Annotated in this window: 17 protein-coding genes; 4 read left to right on the forward strand and 13 right to left on the reverse strand. The window is 64.1% G+C overall.

Features of this window, described 5'->3' with window-relative positions:
* The first annotated feature begins 83 nt into the window (after positions 1–83).
* Positions 84–812, forward strand: coding sequence for a YecA family protein (locus FLM52_14980; protein NVN57047.1), 729 nt, complete (start codon positions 84–86; stop codon positions 810–812).
* A 144-nt stretch (positions 813–956) separates the two neighbouring features.
* Here the strand turns inward: FLM52_14980 and FLM52_14985 are convergent, their stop codons facing one another.
* Positions 957–2078: a phosphatidylserine/phosphatidylglycerophosphate/cardiolipin synthase family protein gene (locus tag FLM52_14985; protein NVN57048.1), complete on the reverse strand. Its 1122-nt coding sequence runs from the start codon at positions 2076–2078 to the stop codon at positions 957–959.
* A gap of 303 nt (positions 2079–2381) precedes the next feature.
* On the opposite strand from FLM52_14985, the gene plsB reads away from it, so the two are divergent.
* Positions 2382–4922 carry a glycerol-3-phosphate 1-O-acyltransferase PlsB gene (gene plsB / locus FLM52_14990; GenBank protein ID NVN57049.1) on the forward strand — a complete coding sequence of 847 codons (2541 nt, stop codon included), beginning with the start codon at positions 2382–2384 and terminating at the stop codon, positions 4920–4922.
* A gap of 107 nt (positions 4923–5029) precedes the next feature.
* Here plsB and FLM52_14995 read toward each other — a convergent pair whose 3' ends face one another.
* The 8 genes from FLM52_14995 to ampD form a co-directional block, all read right to left on the reverse strand.
* Positions 5030–5773, reverse strand: coding sequence for an rRNA methyltransferase (locus FLM52_14995; GenBank protein NVN57050.1), 744 nt, complete (start codon positions 5771–5773; stop codon positions 5030–5032).
* Between the two features lie 269 nt (positions 5774–6042).
* Positions 6043–6861 carry an undecaprenyl-diphosphate phosphatase gene (locus FLM52_15000; GenBank protein ID NVN57051.1) on the reverse strand — a complete coding sequence of 273 codons (819 nt, stop codon included), beginning with the start codon at positions 6859–6861 and terminating at the stop codon, positions 6043–6045.
* Between the two features lie 206 nt (positions 6862–7067).
* A complete protein-coding gene (tsaB, locus tag FLM52_15005; protein ID NVN57052.1) occupies positions 7068–7763 on the reverse strand; it encodes a tRNA (adenosine(37)-N6)-threonylcarbamoyltransferase complex dimerization subunit type 1 TsaB in 696 nt (231 codons plus the stop codon).
* Between the two features lie 289 nt (positions 7764–8052).
* Positions 8053–8709, reverse strand: a complete 657-nt coding sequence (locus FLM52_15010) for an adenylate kinase (GenBank protein NVN57053.1) — start codon at positions 8707–8709, stop codon at positions 8053–8055.
* Positions 8710–9263: 554 nt separating this feature from the next.
* Positions 9264–10025 carry a TerC family protein gene (locus FLM52_15015; GenBank protein ID NVN57054.1) on the reverse strand — a complete coding sequence of 254 codons (762 nt, stop codon included), beginning with the start codon at positions 10023–10025 and terminating at the stop codon, positions 9264–9266.
* Positions 10026–10294: 269 nt separating this feature from the next.
* Positions 10295–12325, reverse strand: a complete 2031-nt coding sequence (gene aceF, locus FLM52_15020) for a pyruvate dehydrogenase complex dihydrolipoyllysine-residue acetyltransferase (protein ID NVN57055.1) — start codon at positions 12323–12325, stop codon at positions 10295–10297.
* Positions 12326–12430: 105 nt separating this feature from the next.
* Complete coding sequence (gene aceE, locus FLM52_15025; protein NVN57056.1) at positions 12431–15106, reverse strand: pyruvate dehydrogenase (acetyl-transferring), homodimeric type; 2676 nt, start codon at positions 15104–15106, stop codon at positions 12431–12433.
* 448 nt (positions 15107–15554) lie between these two features.
* Positions 15555–16166, reverse strand: a complete 612-nt coding sequence (ampD, locus tag FLM52_15030) for a 1,6-anhydro-N-acetylmuramyl-L-alanine amidase AmpD (GenBank protein ID NVN57057.1) — start codon at positions 16164–16166, stop codon at positions 15555–15557.
* A gap of 171 nt (positions 16167–16337) precedes the next feature.
* On the opposite strand from ampD, the gene FLM52_15035 reads away from it, so the two are divergent.
* Both FLM52_15035 and FLM52_15040 read left to right on the forward strand, forming a co-directional pair.
* Entirely contained in the window at positions 16338–17201 is an 864-nt protein-coding gene (locus FLM52_15035) for a carboxylating nicotinate-nucleotide diphosphorylase (protein NVN57058.1), read from the forward strand.
* Positions 17202–17215: 14 nt separating this feature from the next.
* Positions 17216–17971, forward strand: coding sequence for a class I SAM-dependent methyltransferase (locus FLM52_15040; GenBank protein ID NVN57059.1), 756 nt, complete (start codon positions 17216–17218; stop codon positions 17969–17971).
* Between the two features lie 99 nt (positions 17972–18070).
* Here the strand turns inward: FLM52_15040 and FLM52_15045 are convergent, their stop codons facing one another.
* From FLM52_15045 to FLM52_15060, 4 genes are read right to left on the reverse strand one after another with little or no spacing between them, the layout of a single operon-like run.
* The gene (locus FLM52_15045) at positions 18071–18709 is read right to left on the reverse strand and encodes a GNAT family N-acetyltransferase (protein NVN57060.1); all 639 of its coding nucleotides are present in this window, start codon (positions 18707–18709) and stop codon (positions 18071–18073) included.
* Positions 18687–19367, reverse strand: coding sequence for an acireductone synthase (gene mtnC / locus FLM52_15050; GenBank protein ID NVN57061.1), 681 nt, complete (start codon positions 19365–19367; stop codon positions 18687–18689). Before mtnC ends, FLM52_15045 begins: the two co-directional genes overlap by 23 nt.
* Positions 19364–19960, reverse strand: a complete 597-nt coding sequence (locus FLM52_15055; GenBank protein ID NVN57062.1) for a cupin — start codon at positions 19958–19960, stop codon at positions 19364–19366. The genes mtnC and FLM52_15055 overlap by 4 nt, the downstream gene beginning before the upstream one ends.
* The gene (locus tag FLM52_15060) at positions 19957–20622 is read right to left on the reverse strand and encodes a methylthioribulose 1-phosphate dehydratase (GenBank protein NVN57063.1); all 666 of its coding nucleotides are present in this window, start codon (positions 20620–20622) and stop codon (positions 19957–19959) included. Before FLM52_15060 ends, FLM52_15055 begins: the two co-directional genes overlap by 4 nt.
* Between the last annotated feature and the right edge of the window lie 335 nt (positions 20623–20957).

Consider the following 20957-nt stretch of genomic DNA (forward strand, 5'->3'; position numbering starts at 1 on the left):
CGCCTGCCCGGTTCCCCTTGGTTCACCCTGGTAGCCAGGCGGCACTGTTCGACTTCTCCCCTTATCGCACGCGAGACTCCCCCATGGCCGAGCCTGTCCAGACCCAGCCGCTGCTGGATGATGAATCCCTCGACATCCTCGACGAATTCCTCGAGTCCGACATCGTCGGCCCGGAAGCTCTCGATATCATCAGTGCGCATGGCTTCATGCTGGCACTGGCCATCGCGCCGCGCGAAGTGCCCTCCAGCCTGTGGCTGCCGGAACTCTTCCAGGGGCAGCCAAGCTACGAAAGCCCGCAACAGGAAGCGGAAGTCGTCTCCCTGTTCGAGCAGATGCGTGCCAACGCCATCGATGCCCTCGAGCACGGCGTGCTGCCGGAACTGCTGTTCGAGCTGGAGCTGGGCGGTGCCGACCCGGTCGAGACACCGATCGGCGACTGGTGTGCCGGCTTCATGGAAGGCGTGTTCATGGACGAGGAGGCCTGGTTCGGTGCCCAGGAAGAGACTGCCGCCGAACTGCTGCTGCCGTTCATGGCCATCTCCGGCGTCTTCGAGGATGAAGACCCGGAGATCGGTGAGCTGATCGCCGACCCAATCGGTGCCCAGCGCTTCGTCAACCAGCTGCCGGAACTGCTGCTGGATCTCTACCTGCTCTACCGTGTCCCGCCGGAAAGCCCCAAGCCGTCGCCGCGTCGAAAGGGTTCCGCCGCACCGGGCGCAGCCGGCATTCCGCGCAGCAAGCATGCCGGCAACAAGGGCAGTGGCAAGGGTGGCAACAAGAGCGGTGGCAAGGGCGGCGGCAAGAAGCGCTGAGCTCGCCATGGCGCTCTGTACGCCATGTAGCCTTGAAAACGACAACGCCGGGCGACCTCATGGGTCGTCCGGCGTTTTGGTTCCACGCAGCCGCGTCTGTTCAGGCAATGCCAGTTGAAGCAATGTCTGAGAGCTGCGAGCCGCTTAGCGTAGCCTCGTCACCAGGCTATCCAGGGTGCCATAACCCCACTCGCGACAGCGCTGCATCAATGGCCGACGCTGCCAGGCGGCCTGGGTGATCTCGACGCTGTGGGCGAAATGATGCTCGAACAGCGTGGCGACCTCGGCGGCGAAGCGATGGTCCTGCACCTCCTGATTGGCCTCCAGATTCCACTGCAGGCTCCAATGATCGAAGTTGCACGATCCCAGCGTCACCCAGTCATCCGCCAGCGAGAACTTGGCGTGCAGAAAGCGGGGCTGGAATTCATGGATACGCACGCCCGCCTTGAGCAGCCCGGCGTAGAAGCGCTGCCCCGCCGAGCGCACGCCCGGGTGATCATGATGCTGGCCGGCGATCAGCAAACGGACATCGACACCCCGGCGCGCCGCGCGCTTGAGACGCCGCCGCATGCTGAAGGTCGGCACGAAGTATGGCGTGCAGACCCACAGCCGCTTGCGTGAGCTGCTGGCCTGATGCTGCAGGGAATGACGGATGGCCTGATAGCGGAAACCATGCCCCCAGACCACCCGCCCACGCATGCCCAGATAGCCCTCGACCCGGCCCGCACGCACATTGATGCTGCGTACCGCCAGTCGACTGCCATGACCACGACTGGCCGCGGAGTCCCACACGCGTGCGAACAGGCGCACCCAGTCACTGATGCACGGCCCCTCGATGCGTATCGCGACTTCCGACCAGGCCTCGGCGAAGACATCCACCGCCCCGAAGCCGCCGGTAAAGCCCACCTCTCCATCGACCACCAAAAGCTTGCGATGGTCCCGTGTCAGGTTGCGCCCCAGTCGCCACCAGGCAAGCGGGTTGTAGATCCGCAGCTGGATATCCGCCTCGATCATGCGCTGGCGGTCAGCCTCCTCGAGGCCCAGCGAGCCGAAGCCATCCAGCAGCACCAGCACCGTCACGCCGCGGCGGCGCGCGCCACACAGCGCATCGATCAGTACGCGACTGAGGTGGCCGCTCTCGGCCAGATACAGCTCCAACAGGATGGAATGGCGTGCGGTTTCCACCGCCTCCAGCATGCTGGGCAGAAACCGCGCACCTTCCGGCAGCAAGGTGAATCGATTGCCTGATCGCCACATTCCCAGCATGCCTTGCCTCCCGTCATTTCCCTGCACGGCACGATACCGATGGCGATGCCCATGACGGTGCACCACCAGATGCTGCCACTGTGCGCTTCGTCACTACGCACTCAGTCACCAAGTACCCTGCCACGGCGTCTGCAGGCAGAATGCGTATAATGTTCAATATCATGCTCGCGCTGAGCGCTACCAGCCAGACCATGAAAACGTTGCCATCAACCCTGATTCATCGACCCGATGCTTTATTCGTGAACGCCGACAGATTGTCGTTTCCGGTAGTCCGTCCTTGTCCACACCTGCGAGAGCCTCACCATGTCGCCAGTCACCTTAGTCCTGCGCCCGTTGCGCAATATCAGTCGCCGTCTGCTGGACAAGTGGGTGGAACTGCGCGCGGTGGAGCCCGACATCAATGCGTTGGACCACAGCGCCTTGAACCTCGACCCGGCGCTGCCAGTGGTCTACGTCTTCCCGTACCAGGCGCTGTCCGACGAGCTGGTGGTCGAGCAGCTGTGCGAGGCACGTGGCCTGCCCTCACCGACCCTGTCCCTGAGCATAGGAGACCTGCGCCTGAGACACTCCCGTCTTCGTCTGCTGCGCCGCTCGCGCAGCGACAGGCGCCTGCTGTCCCGTCGGCTCGAGAAGTTGATCGCCGCACTCGAGGACGCCCCGGCCGACGTCGAGGTCCAGCTGGTACCGGTCAGCGTGTTCTGGGGACGTGCACCGGGCAAGGAGTTCGGCTTCTGGAAGCTCATTTCCGCCGACAGCTGGCGCGTGACGGGCGTGCTGCGCCGCGCCATCGCGATCCTGGCGCATGGTCGCTCGGTGGATGTGCATTTCGGCCAGCCGCTCAGACTCAATGAGGCGCTCAGGGAGGGGCCGCAGGACTCGGCACTGGCGCACCGTCGCATCTCGCGCCTGTTGCGCGTGCACTTCCGCCGCGTGCGTACCCGACTGCTGGGGCCGGACCTCTCCCATCGCCACACCATGATCCGCAACCTGCAGAAGGCGCCCGCAGTGCAGGACGTGATCAGCGAGCTGGCCCGCGAGCAGGATCAGCCACCGGCACGCCTTGAGAAGCGTGCCCTGCAATATGGCCGCGAGATCGCCTCCAACATGGGCTATCCGGTGCAGCGCTTTCTGGCGCATGCCCTCAAGCGGCTGTGGCACAAGCTCTACGACGGTGTCGAGGTACGTGGCATGTCGCAGGTCAAGGCCATTGCCGGCGACTGCGAGCTGATCTACGTGCCCTGTCATCGCAGCCATATCGACTACCTGCTGCTGTCCTACGTGCTGTTCCACGAGGGCCTGATGACGCCCCACGTCGCCGCGGGCAAGAATCTCGACATGCCGATCATCGGCCCGATCCTGCGCCGTGGCGGCGCCTTCTTCCTGCGCAGAAGCTTCCGCGGCAATCGCCTGTACGCCACCGTCTTCGACGAGTACGTGCACCAGCTGATCACCCGCGGCCACCCGCTGGAGTACTTCATCGAGGGGGGCCGTTCACGCACCGGCCGCATGCTGCCCCCGCGCCCGGGCATGCTGGCGATGACCCTGCGCTCCTTCCTGCGTGATACGCGCCGCGAAGTGGCCTTCGTGCCGGTCTACATCGGCTACGAGAAGGTCTTCGAGAGCCTGAGCTATCAGCGCGAACTGTCGGGAGTCAGCAAGAAGAAGGAATCACCGCTGGACCTCATCCGCGTGCTCGGCCAGCTCAAGCAGCCCTTCGGCAAGGTCTACCTGAACATCGGCGAGCCGCTCAAGCTGGGCGAATGGCTGGATGAGACCGCGCCGGACTGGAAGGCCAGCCGCCATCAGCGCCGCCCACAATGGCTGACCCGGGCGGTGCCGCAACTCGGGCATGAAATCGCCACTCGCATCAATGCCGCCGCCGCGCTCAATCCGGTCTCGCTGACGGCGCTGGTGCTGCTGTCCACCGCCCACCACGCCATCGAGGCCAGCCTGCTGCAACGCCAGCTGGCGATGCTGGTGCGTATCGCCGACAAGCTGCCGGGCCGTCATGACCACAGCCTGCCCGAGGGCACGCCGGACGAGTGGGTCGCACACTGCGCGCATCTGGGGCTCATCACCCTGCGTCCACAGAGTCTTGGCGAGCTGGTGATCGCCACTCCGGAGCAGGCCAGTCTGCTGACCTGGTATCGCAACAACGTGCTGCACCTGCTGGCGCTGCCCGCGCTGATCGCCTTCGCCTTCCGCAATACGGCCCAGTACACCCTCGAGGCACTGGAAGATCAGATCAGTCCCGCCTGGCCGTTGCTGGTGCGCGAGCTGTTCGTCCCCGAGGCCCCTGAGCTGAAGGCGGATATCGCCGCCACGCTGGCTCTGATGAGCGAGGAAGGCCTGCTGGAGCATCAAGCGGCGACTGGCGACACTCCGGAGCGCTGGTCACGTCCGATGGCCAGCCAAAAGCCTTCCGAGCAGCTACATCTGCTGGCTCAGCCGGTACAACCGACGCTGGAACGCGGCTATCTGTTGATCGCCGCCCTGTTGCAGCACGGCAGCGGCACGCTGGACCGCGAGTCCCTCGAGAGCCATTCCGGCGCCCTGGCCGAACGCCTGACCCTGCTGTCGGGCCTCAATGCACCGGAGTTCTTCGACAAGCGTCTGTTCAGCGGCCTGCTTGATACCCTGCTGGAACTGGATTTCATCTGGCTGGAGAGCGGCCAGCTATGCTTCGGCGAAGCGCTGGAAGACCTGCAGGTACATGGCCGCGATCTGTTCGACCCCGCCCTGCGCCACCGCCTGCAGCATGTACGCCTGCGCGACAGCGAGGCCGCTGACGGAGCCGTGCCAGCAGGCCACAAGCCGTCCGACGCCTCTTCTCAGCGCGAATGAGATGATGGGCCGAGGCCCCTGGCGCAAAAGCCCCCGCCGCGATCAGATCGCGAGCGGGGGCTTTTGCGTTTGGCGGAGACTGATAGTGCTGACGCCATCGTCAGGCGTCAGCGCAGCGCCTGCTTCACATAGACGTCGTAGCGGCTGGTCTTCTCCTCCACCACATGACTCGGCGCGAGCCCGCCGATCGGTTCAGCCTTGCGTGGCCGCTTGACCACCACACGATGCGTCGCGACCTCCAGCGCCGCCTCGAGCAGCGCCGGGGCATCCGCATCATCACCGGCCAGGGCGCGGAAGACGCGCATCTCCTTCTTGACCAGGGCCGACTTGTCACGGTGCGGGTACATCGGGTCGAGATGCACCACCTGAGGCGGCTGGTCCCACTGCGTCACCAGATCCCCGAGCTCCCGCGTGGCATCACCGTGCAGCGCCTGCATGCGCAGCGCGATCGCGCGAATCTCGTCATCCGCACAGCCCTGTGCCCGGGTCAGCCCATCGACCAGGATCGCCGCCGTGGCCGCCACGCGTTCGATCATCAATACCGGTGCCCCGAGACTCGCCAACACGAAGGCATCACGCCCGAGCCCTGCGGTGGCATCGACGATGCTCGGCAGTGCGCCTCGATTCAGACCACAGGCCCGTGCGATCAGCTGATTGCGCCCCCCGCCGAAGCGTCGACGATGATCGGCACGACCGGCGACGAAATCGACGCACAGCGGCTTGCCGTATTCGCGCTCATCTCCGGCGATCACCAGCCGCGGCGCGCCCTGCTCGTCCAGCGCCACCTCAAGCTTGAGCGCCGGCATCTCGTCATCTTCCCGCAGTGCGATACCGAAATGTGCCGCCAGCATGGCGAGTTCCGGGCGCGTCTGCAGCCGTGAACGGGCAATGGCGATCACGGGAGCGGCATCGGCGGCTGCATCATGGGCAGCAAGGGAGTCTTCGGGTGGCAGCATGGATGGGCTCTATGAGAAACGGTGAAGCGAAACAGTGAACGCAGGAAAAGGGAAACTCGCATGGCATGCGATCAGGCTGACAAACGCCGACGGCGCCGCAGGAGCGACGCCGCCAGAGGACAAGCTTACGTCATCGCGCGCATGGCTTACAGCAATGGCAGGGCTTACAGGAACGCCAGCATGCCGAACAGCATCATACCCAGCAGCAGACGGTAGATGACGAAGGGCAGCATGCCGATGCTGTCGATGGCCTTGAGGAACAGCTTGATGCACACCAGGGCGGAGACGAAGGACAGCACCGCGCCGAGAGCGACATCGAACAACTGCGCCTCACTGCCGGTCTCGATCAGCTCCATACCCTTGAGCAGGCCGGCCGCGACGATCAGCGGAATCGACAGCAGGAAGGAGAAGCGCGCGGCGCTCTGACGCTCGAAGCCCAGCAGCAGCGCGGCGGTGATGGTGATGCCCGAACGCGAGGTACCGGGAATCAGGGCCAGTGCCTGGAACAGGCCGATGATCAGCGCCCCCTTGAGCGTCAGCGTCGCCAGGTCACGCGTGCGTGCGCCCTTGACGTCCGCCCACCACAGCAGCAGACCGAAGACGATGGTGGTGGTACCGATCACCGCGATCGAGCGCCCGGCCGTTTCCACCACATCGCCCAGCAGGCCGCCGAAGACCACGGCCGGCAGCGTCGCCAGCAGCACTGCCCAGCCCAGACGGCTGTCTTCGGTCTGGCGCGCCGCCAGCGTGCCGCCGCCACTGAACTGGCCAAACCAGCCAGCGAGAATATTGGCGACATCCTTGCGAAAGGCCATCACCACGGCCAACAAGGTACCGACGTGTACCGCGACATCAAACGCCAGCCCCTGGTCCGGCCAGCCGAACACCTGGGAGGGCAGAATCAGGTGGGCGGAGGAGGAAATCGGCAGAAATTCCGTCAGACCTTGAATGACGGCCAACGCCACCACATGCATGAGTTCCATGAAACATCCTTTTAAGAGAGACGGGCCTCAGTGGCCCACACGGACGACAGACATCGTCTGTGGCACTGCACGTGCCGTAGTGACATAACAACGCTTTGCGTCAAGCCGCGCCGCGAGTGTCGGGCGCAACATGATGATGCGCGAACCTTATGTCAGCCTTGGCTGAACCCAACGATGACGCAACGAGATGGCAATCCCTGGCGCCATCAGCGCCATGCCACCTCGTTGCGCAGATAGACCGGCTGGGCCTCGACCGCCGACACCGCTTCACCGCGCGCATACGCCTGGGCGGCCAGCATCACCATGGCCTCGGCATCCGGTTGCGGCTCGGGCAGTTGCAATGCCAGGCTGGCACGCACGCTCTGGGGCAGCTCGTCGTGCATCACCAGCCCCGAACCGACTGCAAGCCAGTCATGCTCACGCAGCGCCGCAGGCAGCTCCAGCAGGCCCGGCGCGCAGACCTGCTCGGGTAGCACCTGCTCGACCGCGATCTCGCCGTCAGCGCGCGTCACGACGCGATAGGCGCCGGTGTAGAGCTCGCCCATGCGTGCATCCAGCATCGGCAGCACGAAACGCGCGTGATGCAGGCGGTGGGCCTGCAGTGACAGGGCCGCCAGCGTCGAGACGCCGATCACCGGCACATCGAGACCGAAGGCTAGCCCCTGGATGGTGCCGGCGGCGATGCGCAATCCGGTGAACGAACCCGGTCCGTGGCCATAGGCCAGGGCATCAAGGTCATTGAGGGTCAGATCGGCGGCACTCAGCAGCGTCTCGATCATCGGCATCATGCGCTTGGTGTGCTGACGGGGAGCCTCACAGCGCTCGGCAGTAACAACGCCGTCTTGCCACAGGGCAACGGAACAGGCGGAAGAGGATGCATCGATGGCCAGAAGCGTGGTCATGGGCGGTTCGTCGTCAGAAAAATGTGACGCGATTCTACCCGTCCCCCGCGGGCAGCAAAAGACGCAGGCTGCCCACGGCTGGTGTCGGCCGCGGGCGTCACTCCTGCTGCAACCCCCGCTCCAACGCCGTCGAGCGGCCTGCCGCAACGCCTCATTCCTGATTCGCGCCAGTATGCGAAGAACAAAAAACGCCCGCAGACAATGTCTACGGGCGTTTCTCGTCAGGCGGCCGGCTTCACCAGCGCGATCCGAGCTGTTCCAGCTGAGCCACCTGAGGCGTGCCGGGCAATCAGTGCTCCAGCGCGCTGACCAGCTGGGCACGAATGTCGTCGACGGAGCCGACGCCTTCGATGCGGTGGTAGGCCGGTGCCTGGGCATCGCCAGTGGCAGACCAGCTGGAGTAGTACTCGACCAGCGGTTCCGTCTGCTCGTGATAGACGGACAGACGATTGCGCACGGTGGCTTCGCGGTCGTCTTCACGCTGGATCAGGGCTTCGCCGGTGACGTCGTCCTTACCTTCTTCGCGCGGCGGGTTGTACTCGATGTGGTAGACACGACCGGAGTCCGGGTGCACACGACGACCGGACAGACGCTTGACGATCTCTTCGTCAGCGACGGCGATCTCGACCACGTGGTCCAGCTTCACGCCCGCTTCCTTCATGGCGTCAGCCTGCGGAATGGTGCGAGGGAAGCCGTCGAACAGGAAGCCATTCTCGCAATCGGGCTGGCTGATGCGCTCCTTGACCAGGGCGATGATGATCTCGTCGGACACCAGTCCGCCGGTATTCATGATCTCCTTGACCTTGAGTCCCAGCTCGCTGCCGGCCTTGACCGCGGCGCGCAGCATATCTCCGGTAGAGATCTGCGGGATGTTGAAACGCTCGCAGATGAACTGGGCCTGGGTGCCCTTGCCGGCGCCGGGGGCGCCCAACAGGATCAAACGCATCGGTACTGCTCCTTGAGTGTGCAAATGAAAAGCATCAAACGGGTGTAAAGGGTCATCTGGCGCTGGTGCACCTTGCCCTCGGCGGCAGATAGCCATCCAAGGCGCTCTGGTCGTCGACATGATCGAGGTGAAGCGGCGAAACTCGCGGCGTCGAGACGCTCGACTACCTCATGAGGGCCGAACGCATCGAGCGTATCGATGACCAGGATGAATATGGGCAGCGGATCAATATATGCTGCGCGAAACGACGGCGCGCACGGATGATCTCATTATGTCATCGCCATGCAATGTAGAGCTGACGATACCGTTCACACGACGCCGGCACAAGCACACCAAAGGCGCGTATGCCGCCCTTTGGCACTGTCTTGGCGCGCAGGAGGGCCTGTCGCCCTCCTCGCCGGTTGCCGACCTGCCATACACGGCTGTCATGACACGAAAACGCCCCCTGCGGCACGCGGTCGCAGAGGGCGTCTTTCCACTCACGCCGGGCTACCTTGCTCGGTTGCCATGGCGTGATCAGGCTGAGTCATGTCAGTCGTTGGCGTGCCAATGTCTCACTCGGTCACGTCTTCCGCCTGGCTGCTGCGACGCAGGCGCACGGCCTTGGCGCGCTTGCTGCGCAGACGGATGTTGAGCATTTCCACCGCCAGCGAGAAGGCCATCGCCACGTAGATGTAGCCCTTGGGCACGTGAACACCGAAGCCTTCGACCATCAGCATCATGCCGACCATGATCAGGAAGGACAGCGCCAGCATCTTGATGGTCGGGTGACGATCAACGAAATCGCCGATGGGCTTGGCAGCCACCATCATGATGCCCACCGAGATGACGATGGCGATGACCATCACCATCAGGTGATCGACCATGCCCACCGCCGTGATCACCGAATCCAGCGAGAAGACGATATCGATCAAGGCGATCTGGACCATGATCGCCATGAAGCTGGCGCTGCCCTTCTTCGCGCCCTCTTCGGCGGGGTCTTCGCCTTCCAGGTTGGCGTGGATCTCGTGGGTGCTCTTGCCGAGCAGGAACAGGCCCCCGAAGATCAGAATCAGATCACGTCCCGAGAAGCTGAAGTCGGCCACGCTGAACAGGGGCGCGGTCAGCGACATCAGCCACGACAGCGACATCAACAGCACGATGCGCATGCCCATCGCCAGGCCCAGGCCGATCATGCGCCCGCGCTGACGCTGGGACTCGGGCAACCGCGCGACCAGAATCGACAGGAAGATGATGTTGTCGATGCCCAGCACGATCTCAAGCGCGGTCAGGGTCGCCAGAGCCACCCATGCCGAAGGGTCCATCAACCATTCCATTGTCTTGCTCCTTGTGTGTTGCGAGAACCGGCCTTCCCGGGTCGTGCCAGCACGATGCGGCAGATCGCGGCAGGTTGGCGTGAAGCATCGCATGTTGTGCAGGGCAGCAACAGCGATCGCCGCCCTGCCACGCCAACGGACATGCACAAAAAACGGCCTCCCGAAGGAGGCCGTTATTTCAGCCAGACCTGTCAGCCAGGCCTGTCAGCGACGGATGCCGAAACCTTCCAGGAAGGTCACGGCACCCGCGCTTCATGCCACAGGCATCATCAGAGCAGCATGCGACGCACGTCGGTCAGCACCTGAGCCAGATACGCCGTGAAGCGTGCTGCATCCGCCCCGTTCACCGCACGGTGATCGTAGGACAGTGACAGCGGCATCATCAGACGCGGCTGGAAGGCTGCGCCGTCCCACACCGGCTTCATCTGCGCCTTGGAGACGCCCAGGATGGCGACTTCCGGCGTGTTGACGATCGGGGTGAAGGCAGTACCGCCAATGGAGCCAAGGCTCGAGATGGTGAAGCAACCACCGGTCATCTCTTCGCGCTTGAGCTTCTTGGTCTGCGCCTTCTTGGCCAGTTCCACGGACTCCTTGGCCAGCTCCAGCAGGCTCTTCTGATCCGCATTGCGGATCACCGGCACCATCAGGCCGTCCGGCGTGTCCACCGCGATACCGATGTGCACGTACTTCTTGTGCACCAGGGTCTCGCCGTCGGCCTTGAGGCTGACGTTGAACTGCGGATACTTGGCCAGCGCGTGAGCCGCCGCCTTGATCATGAACGGCAGCGGCGTGAGCTTGGCACCTGCCGCTTCCGCCTCGGCCTTCATGGACTTGCGGAAGGCCTCGAGCTCGGTGATATCGGCTTCATCGAACTGGGTCACGTGCGGGACGTTGAGCCAGCTGCGATGCAGATTGGTGGCACCGGCCTTCATCAGGCGGCCCATCTTCTTCTCTTCGATCTCACCGAACTGGCTGAAGTCCTGATCCGGCACCTGCGGGATACCGGCACCGCCGGAGGCCTGCGCGGCAGGGGCTGCCGGTGCGGACTTGGCCTTCTGCATCATCTGCTTGACGTAGGCCTGGACATCTTCCTTCACCACACGGCCCTTCGGACCGCTGCCGGAGACATCCGCCAGGTCGACACCGAACTCACGTGCCAGCAGGCGAACCGCCGGCCCTGCGTGGACCTTGGCACCCTTGCTCGGCTTGTGAGCGGCCATCTGGGCTTCCGGACTCGGCGCACCAGCCGGTGTCGGAGCCGGCTTCTGCTCGCTCTTTTCCGCCTTGGGCGCAGCCGGCGCTTCGGACTTGGCAGCCTTCGGCGCAGGCGCGGCACCCGCGACCTCGATGTAACCGATCAGATCACCCTCGGAGACGGTGTCACCTTCCTTGACGGAAAGCTCCACCACCTTGCCCTTGTAGGGGCTCGGGATGTCCATGGTCGCCTTGTCGGACTCGAGCGTGATCAGCGCGTCTTCCTCGTTGACCTCGTCACCGACGGCCACGGCCATCTCGATGATCGGCACGCTGTCGCTGCCGGACAGATCCGGGACACGCACTTCCTTGCGCTCCGGCTCACCGGAGGCCGGCGCTTCTTCAGCAGCCGGTGCCTCGGAAGACGCATCCTCAGAGGCGGACTCGGAAGAAGAGGCCTGCTCGGCCGGCGCAGAATCAGACGCGCTGTCACCGCCTTCACCGGCGATTTCCATCTGACCGATGACATCACCGGAGGAGACACTGTCGCCCTCCTTGACGGTCAGCTTGACGATCTTGCCCTTGTGCGGGCTCGGGACGTCCATGCTGGCCTTGTCGGATTCCAGCGTGATCAGCGCATCTTCGGCGTCGACTTCGTCGCCTTCGGAGACGGCCATCTCGATGATCGGCACGGCTTCGGAGTCGCCCAGGTCCGGCACGACGATGTCGACGGTCTGGGTGCCACCGGAAGCGGCCTTCGGTGCAGAAGCGTCTTCCTTCGGCGCTTGCTCAGAGGCTTCCTGCTTGGGCGCCTCTTCCTTCGGCGCTTGCTGCTCGTCAGAAGCGTCAGAGGAGGTGTCACCACCGCCTTCGGCTTCCAGCTCCAGGATATCGTCGCCTTCGGAGACGGTGTCGCCTTCCTTGACGAGAATCTTCACCACCTTGCCGCCCTTCGGTGCCGGCACATCCATGCTGGCCTTGTCGGACTCAAGAGTGATCATGGTGTCTTCGGCGGAGATGACATCTCCCACCGCCACCGCTATCTCGATGATCTCGACATCGGAACTACCGCCAATGTCGGGAACCTTGATGATTTCGCTGCTCAAGATCGTGCTCCTTCCAAAACGTGCACGGGGAGCGACACCCGAATCACCTGCGCATCATCATGATGTCGAGGAGGGAGTGCCGCTCGCCTGTTCCGCGATCTCCGCTCAGACGTTCAGCGGATTCGGCTTGTTGGGGTCGATGCCGTAGGTCTTGATCGCTTCCGCGACCACCTTGCGGTCGATCTCACCACGATCCGCCAGCGCCTTCAGGGCCTGGACGGTGACGAAGTTGCGGTCGACTTCGAAGAAGTGACGCAGCTTCTCGCGGGTATCGGAACGACCGAAACCGTCGGTACCGAGCACGTGATAGTCAGTCGGGACCCAGGCGCGAACCTGGTCAGCGAACAGCTTCATGTAGTCGGTGGCAGCCACGACCGGGCCGTCACGTCCTTCCAGACACTGGGTGACGTGCGGCTTGGCCGAAGTCTCTTCCGGCTTGAGGAAGGCCTGGCGATCCAGTTCCAGCGCTTCACGACGCAGCTCGTTGAAGCTGGTGACGCTCCAGATGTCGGCATCGACACCGTAGTCCTGCTTGAGCATCTCGGCGGCTGCCTCGACTTCACGCAGGATGGTGCCGGAACCCAGCAGCTGAACGCGTGCCTTGCCGTCCTTGCCACCTTCCTTGAGCAGGTACATCCCCTTGATGATGTCCTCTGCGGGCACCGTCTCGAGTTCCGGCTGCTCGTAGTTCTCGTTCATCACCGCCAGGTAGTAGAAGACCGGCTCGTGCTGCTCGAACATGCGTTTCATGCCGTCCTGCACGATCACCGCCACTTCGTGAGCGTAGGTCGGGTCATAGGTACGGCAGTTCGGGATGGTCGAGGCCAGGATATGGCTGTGGCCATCCTGGTGCTGCAGACCTTCACCGTTCAGGGTGGTACGACCGGCAGTACCGCCGACCAGGAAGCCACGTGCCTGCAGGTCACCTGCGGCCCACGCCAGATCACCGATGCGCTGGAAGCCGAACATCGAGTAGTAGACGTAGAACGGCATCAGCGGCAGGTTGTGGTTGGCATAGGACGTTGCCGCCGCCACCCACGCAGACATGGCGCCTGCCTCGGAGATGCCTTCCTCGAGGACCTGACCCTTCTGGTCCTCGCGGTAATACATGATCTGGCCCTTGTCGACCGGCTCGTACTTCTGGCCTGCCGCGGTATAGATACCCAGCTGACGGAACATGCCTTCCATGCCGAAGGTACGCGCTTCGTCAGGAATGATCGGCACGACACGCTCGCCGAGGGTCTTGTGCTTGACCAGACCGTTGAGCACGCGCACGAAGGCCATGGTGGTGGACACTTCGCGGCCGTTGGAGCCCTTGAGCTGGGACGCGAAGATCTTGTCGTCCAGCGGCGGGATTTCCAGCGTTTCATACTCGGTGCGACGCTGCGGCAGGTAGCCGTTCAGACGTTCGCGCATGAGGTGCATGTACTTCATTTCCGGGCTGTCATCCGCCGGCTTGTAGTACGGCACTTCCTCGAGCTGCTCGTCGGTCAGCGGGATGCCGAAGCGGTCGCGGAATTTCTTCAGCGCTTCGTGCTCCATGGTCTTGACCTGGTGGGCTTCGTTGGCGGCTTCGCCATCGCCCATGCCCATGCCGTAACCCTTGACGGTGTGCGCCAGGATGACGGTCGGACGACCATTGGCGTTGTTGACCGCCTCGTGGTACGCCGCATAGACCTTGTACGGATCGTGGCCACCGCGGTTCAGACGCCAGATGTCGTCATCTGACATGTCCTTGACCAGTTCGGCCGTCTCCGGATACTTGCCGAAGAAGTGCTCACGGGTGTAAGCGCCGCCATTGGCCTTGTAGTTCTGGTAGTCGCCGTCGACCGCCTCGTCCATGCGCTTCTGCAGGATGCCTTTCTTGTCCTGCTCGAAGAGCGGATCCCAGAAGCGACCCCAGGTGACCTTGAGCACGTTCCAGTCGGCACCACGGAAGACGCCTTCCAGCTCGTCCATGATGCGGCCGTTGCCGCGCACCGGACCGTCAAGACGCTGCAGGTTGCAGTTGATGACGAAGATCAGGTTGTCGAGGTTCTCGCGACCCGCCAGCGAGATGGCACCCAGGGATTCCGGCTCGTCACACTCGCCGTCACCCATGAAGCACCACACCTTGCGGTCGTACATGGACTTCAACTCACGCGAGTTGAGGTACTTCATGACGTGCGCCTGGTAGATCGCCTGGATCGGGCCCAGACCCATGGAGACGGTCGGGAACTGCCAGTAGTCCGGCATCAGCCACGGGTGCGGATAGGAAGACAGGCCATTGCCGTCGACTTCCTGACGGAAGCTGTCCATCTGCTCCTGGCTGAGGCGACCTTCCAGGAAGGAACGGGCGTAGATGCCCGGCGCCACGTGACCCTGGATGTAGAGCAGATCACCTTCGAAGTCACCTTCCGGAGCACGGAAGAAGTGGTTGAAACCTACGTCGTAAAGCGTCGCACTGGACATGAAGCTCGAGATGTGACCGCCCAGGCCCTTGTGGGCACGGTTGTTGCGGATCACCTGAGCGATGGCGTTGTAACGGATAAGCGAACGGATACGACGCTCCATGAACAGATCGCCCGGCATGCGCGCTTCGCGGTGCACGGGGATACTGTTGCGATGGGGCGTGGTCACCGAGAAGGGTACCTGATGGCCATCACGACGCAGACGATCTGCCAGACGTGACATCAGGTACTGGGCGCGATCCTCACCCTCACGATCCAGGACCGATTCCAGGGAGTCCAACCATTCCGTGGTTTCGATCGGATCGAGATCTTCTCTTGCCTCCAGACTCATAGACGTCTCTCCGAGTGAAGAAATTTTTTGTCAGACGTTTCGACGAACAGCGATATCGAAACCAGTGGCGCTCTTCAGTGTGGGCACGACCTTCTGAGTGGGTCGCATCTCCGATAGACCTGTCATGACCGGGTCTTGCCGGCCGTCAATCTCGACGCGCATCCTGCGCCAAAGCAGGGCACAAGATGCGGTCATTTGGCGTGAAAGATACCGCAAACACCCCCGCGTGCCAATTCAGGGCAGCCAGACTCACCGGGCAGGTGCAACGCTTGGCTGCCCCGCGGCAGCACTGGCCTCATGCGCCTTGCGGTCGGGACTCATGCGCCAGACTGAGCCGACCTCGACAGCCATGATGTAGTAAAACTACCAACGCGGCCCGCCACTGGGCGTTTCCTGCTCGGCGACGCCGCATGATGCTGCAACGCACCATCGCGAGGCGCCTGCGACCTTAGTCCTGAATGCCGCTCAGCAGGCGATCGAAGTAAGCCCAATCGAAGGCTGGACCTGGATCCGTCTTGCGCAACGGCGCAATCCGCGCATGCGAGGTGATGCGCTCGCGTGTCAGCGCGGGATAGCTCGCCATCAGGCCGGCCACGGTGCGTGCCAGGGTGCGGTACTGGACATCGCGATAGGGATGCACCTCATCGCCTTCGAGCTCGATGCCGATGGTGAAGTCATTGAGCTCGACACGTTCACGCTGACCGTCATGCCAGCGCGAGCGACCGGCGTGCCAAGCCCGACGATCAAAGGGTACGAACTGCACCAGTCGACCGTCGCGCTGGATCAGCACATGGGCCGAGACGCGCAGCTGATGGATATCGGCAAAATAGGGATGGGCACCGGGATCGAGTTGATTGGTGAACAGCTGCTCGATGGCCGGCCCGCCAAAGCGGCCGGGCGGCAAGCTGATGGAGTGCAGCACCAGCGCCGAGATTTCTCCTTCGGGACGCGCATTGTGATTGGGAGACGGTACCTGACGGGCGCTCTCCAGCCAGTGCTCAGGGGTGACCGCCAGACGCGTCAGGTGACCCGAGCGCGGGGAAGAGGACAAGGGGGGCATCGAAGACTCCAGACGGGAAGGTCATCGCACGCGGGGACTGACCGCTCGCGTGGCTTTTCCTATAATGGCGCACATTATGGCATGCTCGGCAGCCACGGGTCTGTGCCACTGCCCCGGCACACGCACAGCCCCCGGCTCCGGCAGCACTCTTCGTACAAGGATCAGACGCGCATGAACTTCCACGACGCCCTCGCCGAGGATATCCGTACCAGCGCCGCCCGCCTGCTCGCCGAGGATGTCGGCGGTGGCGATATCACCGCCGAATTGATTCCGGAGCGCCAGTGGGCCAAGGCACGCGTGATCAGCCGCGAGCCGGCCATCCTGTGCGGTGTGGCCTGGGTCGACGAGCTGTTTCGTCGTCTCGACCCGCGCGTCAGCCTCAAGTGGCTGGCCAGCGATGGCGATCGCCTCGAGGCCGACGCGCCCTTCCTGGAGCTGGAAGGCCCAGCCCGCTCGCTGCTGACCGGCGAGCGTGCAGCGCTCAACCTGCTGCAGACGCTCTCCGGCACCGCGACCCGCGCCAACCACTACACCTCGCTGGTCGAGGGCACTGGCGTGCGCCTGCTCGATACCCGCAAGACCCTGCCGGGCATGCGGGTCGCCCAGAAGTACGCCGTCAGCTGCGGCGGTGGCCACAATCATCGCATCGGCCTCTATGACGCCTTCCTGATCAAGGAAAACCATATCGCTGCCTGTGGCGGCATCGCGGCGGCAGTGCGTGAGGCACGCGACATCGCCTCCGACGTCACCTGTGAAGTGGAAGTCGAGAACTTCGAGGAGCTGGCCCAGGCACTGGATGCCGGCGCCGACGTCATCATGCTCGACAACTTCGACAACGATCAGCTCATCGAGGCCGTGGCGCGCAACAAGGCGCATGCCAAGCCAGCCGTGCTGGAAGCCTCGGGCAACGTCAGTGAGGTCACCTTGCCGGGCATCGCGGCCACCGGAGTGGATTGCATCTCGATCGGCGCGCTGACCAAGGACGTGACCTCCATCGACCTGTCGATGCGCATCTACACTGTCGAGACCCGCTAGCCAACGACAGGTGAATGCCTTCCTGCTGGCCAGCTCCTGTCCTGCAGAGGTCGCCGCTGACGCCGGCCCCTCTGTCACGACACATTGCCATGCCGCCAGGGAGGCGCCCCATGTCCCCGCCATCTCCTCATCAGCATCCGCCTGAAGTCCCCAGGGCATCAGGCGGCGGCTGGCAGACGCGCCGCTGGAGTCTCTACGCGCCGATCTATGACCGTGTGGCCGCCCGTATCCTGCGCTCCGCGCGGCGCGAGGCCATCGCGACTCTCGATATCCAGGCGGGCACCCGCGTGCTGCTGCTCGGCGGCGGCACCGGGCTCGACCTGCCCTTCCTGCCCCGTGACATCGAACTCGAGGTGATCGACGCCTCCCCCGCCATGCTGCGCCGCTGTCGCGAGCGTGCCGAGACGCTGGGCTTCGATGCCAACGTCAAGCCGGGCGACGCCATGGCGCTCGAATTCCCCGATGGCTATTTCGATGTCGTCATCGCCCACCTGATCATCGCCGTGGTGCCCGAGCCCCAGCGCGCCTTCGATGAAGCGCTGCGCGTGCTGGCCAGTGATGGCGAGCTGTCACTGCTCGACAAGGGTCTGCGCGGCAATCGCTCGGCCGGGCGGCTGCGGCGCCTGCTCAATCCACTGGCCCGGCTGGTGGCGACCAATCTCAATGTGCCGCTGGACAACCTGCTGGAGGGCCATGCGGTGCAACGACTCGAGGACCGCGACCTCGGCCCCGGCGGGGCGTTGCGCCACATGCATCTGCGCAAGCGCTGAGGCATCGACCGGCCATGCGCCCCCCCCCACCAAGACAAATGCCCCCGCCGGAGCCCCGGCGGGGGCATGTCTGAAGTCCACCTCCATAAGAGGCGACGCTCACTGATCGAGACGCTTCTCGAAGCGCTCACGCTTGAGGCATACGTCATCGCGCTTGACGTGTTCAAGTCCCAGACTGTGCCAGCCACGGCGGGCCAGGCCCGGTGACAGCGTCAGACTGGCCTCCAGGCTCATCACGCGCACCTTGCGCTCGCGCAGGTCGCGCTCGGCCGCCGCCAGCAGCTGGCTGCCGATGCCCTGCCCCATCAGACTCGGGTAGACGTAAAGCATCTCGATGCGTGCCAGCGGCCATTCGGGGGCGTACTCGCAGAAGCCGATACAGCGAGCATCACGCTCCGCCACCAGCACCTCGAAGCGATGCTGACGCGCGGCCCAGCGTTCGGCGTCGCGCGGGACACGCGCGGCCCACTGCTGGCGCTGCGCCAGATCATAATGACCGGCAGCGCCCTGCATGACGGCCTGATAGAACACCTCGGCCTGATCCGCGGCATGCTCCGGCTGCGCCGCCACGATATGAACACGCTCCCTGGCCACTTCACGGCTATCGGTCTGGCTGTGCAATCGTTCGTCCTCCTTGTGTCCTCGAACGAGGACGCTGTATTCATGGAAAACCTGACAGGCTTCACGGCTGACAACTGCCACTGAAGCGTCCTGCTCAGCCGCTGAAGGACACCTCATCGAAGCGGCTGGCCTGGGGATGATCTCCGGTGACCATGTCCGGCTCCCGCACCAGCTGCCAGGTATGGAAACCGGCGGCTGCGGCGGCGTCCAGCTCGGCGACGACATCCGACAGGAACAGGATCTCCGCGCCCGGAATGCCCAGCTGACCGGCGATACGGCGATAGCTCTCGGCTTCCTGCTTGGGGCCCGTGGTGGTGTCGAAGTAGCCGGCAAACAGCGGAGTCAGATCGCCGACATCGGAATGCCCGAACAGCAGCTTCTGGGCCTGGATGGAGCCTGAAGAGTAGACATACAAGGACAGTCCGCGCTCCTTCCAGTCACGCAATCCCTTCACGGCATCAGGATAGACATGGCCGGTAAAGTCACCGTCCGCGTAGCCCTGCGCCCAGACCATGCCCTGCAGCGCCTTGAGCGGCGTGGCCTTGCGGTCGGCGTCGATCCAGCCTTCCAGAATGGCGATCACGGCCTCGAGATCGGCCTTCGGTGCCTCGGCCAGCTCGCGGGTAGCAGCCAGCTGCTCGGCGACGTCCTCACGCTCGGCATTGGCGCGCACGAAATCGCCCAGATTGGCACGCGCATAGGGAAACAGCACCTGATGCACGAAGCGAATCGAGCCGGTCGTGCCCTCGATGTCGGTGACGATGGCGCGAATCATGCGGACTCCTGGGAATGCGGGGCGGCGGTCTGGGTAAAGTGCTCGGCCAGCGCTTCATGACGCGGGAAGCGGGCGGCGATGTCATTGTCGGTGAAGTTGGCGATCCAGCCTTCCGGATTGGTGAACAGACGGATGGCGGTGAAGTCCGGCGTCGGCCCCATGTCGAACCAGTGCGGCGTGCCGGCGGGCACGGCGATCAGGTCATCCTTCTCGCAGCCGACCGCCAGCACGCGCTCGCCCAGATGCAGATAGAAGATGCCGCTGCCGCGCACGAAGAAGCGCACCTCATGCTCCGCGTGGCGGTGCTCATCGAGGAACTTGCCGCGCAGGGCATCGCGGTCAGGGTGATCCGGCGTCAGGCCGATCACGTCGGCGGTGACGAAACCGCTCTCGGACTTGAGACGTGCGACGTCGTCGGCGTAGGCCGCCAGCACCTGGGCCTGGTCGGTGGGATCACGCATCTCGCAGCCCGCCGTCCAGCGCTCGAAGCGGATGCCTTCAGCCTCGAGTTCGCTGGCGATCTGCGCGCCATCATTGGTGATCAACTGCGGACGCGAGGCGTCCTGCTCGGCGTAGATGGCCAGAAAGCTCATCGCTGTCTCCTCAGTTCCAGTTCACAACCCATCAGGAAGTCGAGCGCTTCGACGTGGCGGCGGCAGGCCGCCATGCTGCTGGCCCAGGTATAGAGGCCATGGCCGCGGATCAGGTAGCCGTGCAGACCGGCATCGGCGGCCAGTCGGGCACGCACATCCAGCGCCAGCGCCTCGATATCCTGAGTATTGTCGAAGACGGCCAGACGTACCGCCGTCTCATGACTCTTGACGCCTTCCAGCGCCTTGTTGAGTTCGAAACCCTCCAGGCTCAGGGTGTCGCCCTCATGGCACAGCGACAGCACGGTGGCGGCCCAGGAGTGGGTATGCAGAATCGCCTGCGCGTGGGGCAGGTCTTCGTAGAGCTGGCCATGCAGGCGCGCCTCGTCAGAGGCCTTGCGGGAAGTGCCCTGCAGCCTGACGGCAAAATCGCTGACCAGAATGTGGCCGCTGGTCAGGCGGCCCTTGTGGCAGCCCGAGGCGGTGACCGCCATCAGACGATCACTGAGACGACAGGAGAAGTTGCCGCCGGTGGCCGGCACCTGTCCGGCAGCGTCCAGCGCCTGACCGGCCTCGATCAACTGTTGGCTCGCCAGTGCAAGGCGGTCGAGGTCCAGTGTCGACGGCAGGCCGTCGGCAGTGGCAATGGCGATGGGGTCTGACATGATCAAAGTTGCCCTCAAGAGTCGCGCGGGGCCTTCACGCCCCGTCGCCAGCATCACGATTCAGCGCCATGCAGCGCTGCTCTCGCGGCAGACTACACAAGCCGACCCAGTGAGACCAGTCATGCCGTGCGACGACGAGCATGGCATCATGGCGGCCTGGAATGTCACACGACATTCTGCGCCATCATCACTTCAGCCTCTGCCACGGTCCTGCCATGTCCTCTTCCGATCAGCCCGCCAGCCCCCACCCGACCGCCGACACGGCCGAGCGCCCGATGAGCGACGCCGCACTGGCCAGGCGCCTGCCGCTGCTGCCCCCTCATCTGCGTGAGCAG

This window comes from bacterium Scap17 (genome assembly GCA_013376735.1).
GTDB lineage: Bacteria > Pseudomonadota > Gammaproteobacteria > Pseudomonadales > Halomonadaceae > Cobetia.

Bases quoted from the DNA above. Each gene is read 5' to 3' on its own strand.
- FLM52_14980 (NVN57047.1), top strand. From the start codon at position 84: ATGGCCGAGCCTGTCCAGACCCAGCCGCTGCTGGATGATGAATCCCTC.
- FLM52_14985 (NVN57048.1), bottom strand. From the start codon at position 2,078: ATGCTGGGAATGTGGCGATCAGGCAATCGATTCACCTTGCTGCCGGAA.
- plsB (NVN57049.1), top strand. From the start codon at position 2,382: ATGTCGCCAGTCACCTTAGTCCTGCGCCCGTTGCGCAATATCAGTCGC.
- FLM52_14995 (NVN57050.1), bottom strand. From the start codon at position 5,773: ATGCTGGCGGCACATTTCGGTATCGCACTGCGGGAAGATGACGAGATG.
- FLM52_15000 (NVN57051.1), bottom strand. From the start codon at position 6,861: ATGGAACTCATGCATGTGGTGGCGTTGGCCGTCATTCAAGGTCTGACG.
- tsaB (NVN57052.1), bottom strand. From the start codon at position 7,763: ATGACCACGCTTCTGGCCATCGATGCATCCTCTTCCGCCTGTTCCGTT.
- FLM52_15010 (NVN57053.1), bottom strand. From the start codon at position 8,709: ATGCGTTTGATCCTGTTGGGCGCCCCCGGCGCCGGCAAGGGCACCCAG.
- FLM52_15015 (NVN57054.1), bottom strand. From the start codon at position 10,025: ATGGAATGGTTGATGGACCCTTCGGCATGGGTGGCTCTGGCGACCCTG.
- aceE (NVN57056.1), bottom strand. From the start codon at position 15,106: ATGAGTCTGGAGGCAAGAGAAGATCTCGATCCGATCGAAACCACGGAA.
- ampD (NVN57057.1), bottom strand. From the start codon at position 16,166: ATGCCCCCCTTGTCCTCTTCCCCGCGCTCGGGTCACCTGACGCGTCTG.
- FLM52_15035 (NVN57058.1), top strand. From the start codon at position 16,338: ATGAACTTCCACGACGCCCTCGCCGAGGATATCCGTACCAGCGCCGCC.
- FLM52_15040 (NVN57059.1), top strand. From the start codon at position 17,216: ATGCCTTCCTGCTGGCCAGCTCCTGTCCTGCAGAGGTCGCCGCTGACG.
- FLM52_15045 (NVN57060.1), bottom strand. From the start codon at position 18,709: ATGAGGTGTCCTTCAGCGGCTGAGCAGGACGCTTCAGTGGCAGTTGTC.
- mtnC (NVN57061.1), bottom strand. From the start codon at position 19,367: ATGATTCGCGCCATCGTCACCGACATCGAGGGCACGACCGGCTCGATT.
- FLM52_15055 (NVN57062.1), bottom strand. From the start codon at position 19,960: ATGAGCTTTCTGGCCATCTACGCCGAGCAGGACGCCTCGCGTCCGCAG.
- FLM52_15060 (NVN57063.1), bottom strand. From the start codon at position 20,622: ATGTCAGACCCCATCGCCATTGCCACTGCCGACGGCCTGCCGTCGACA.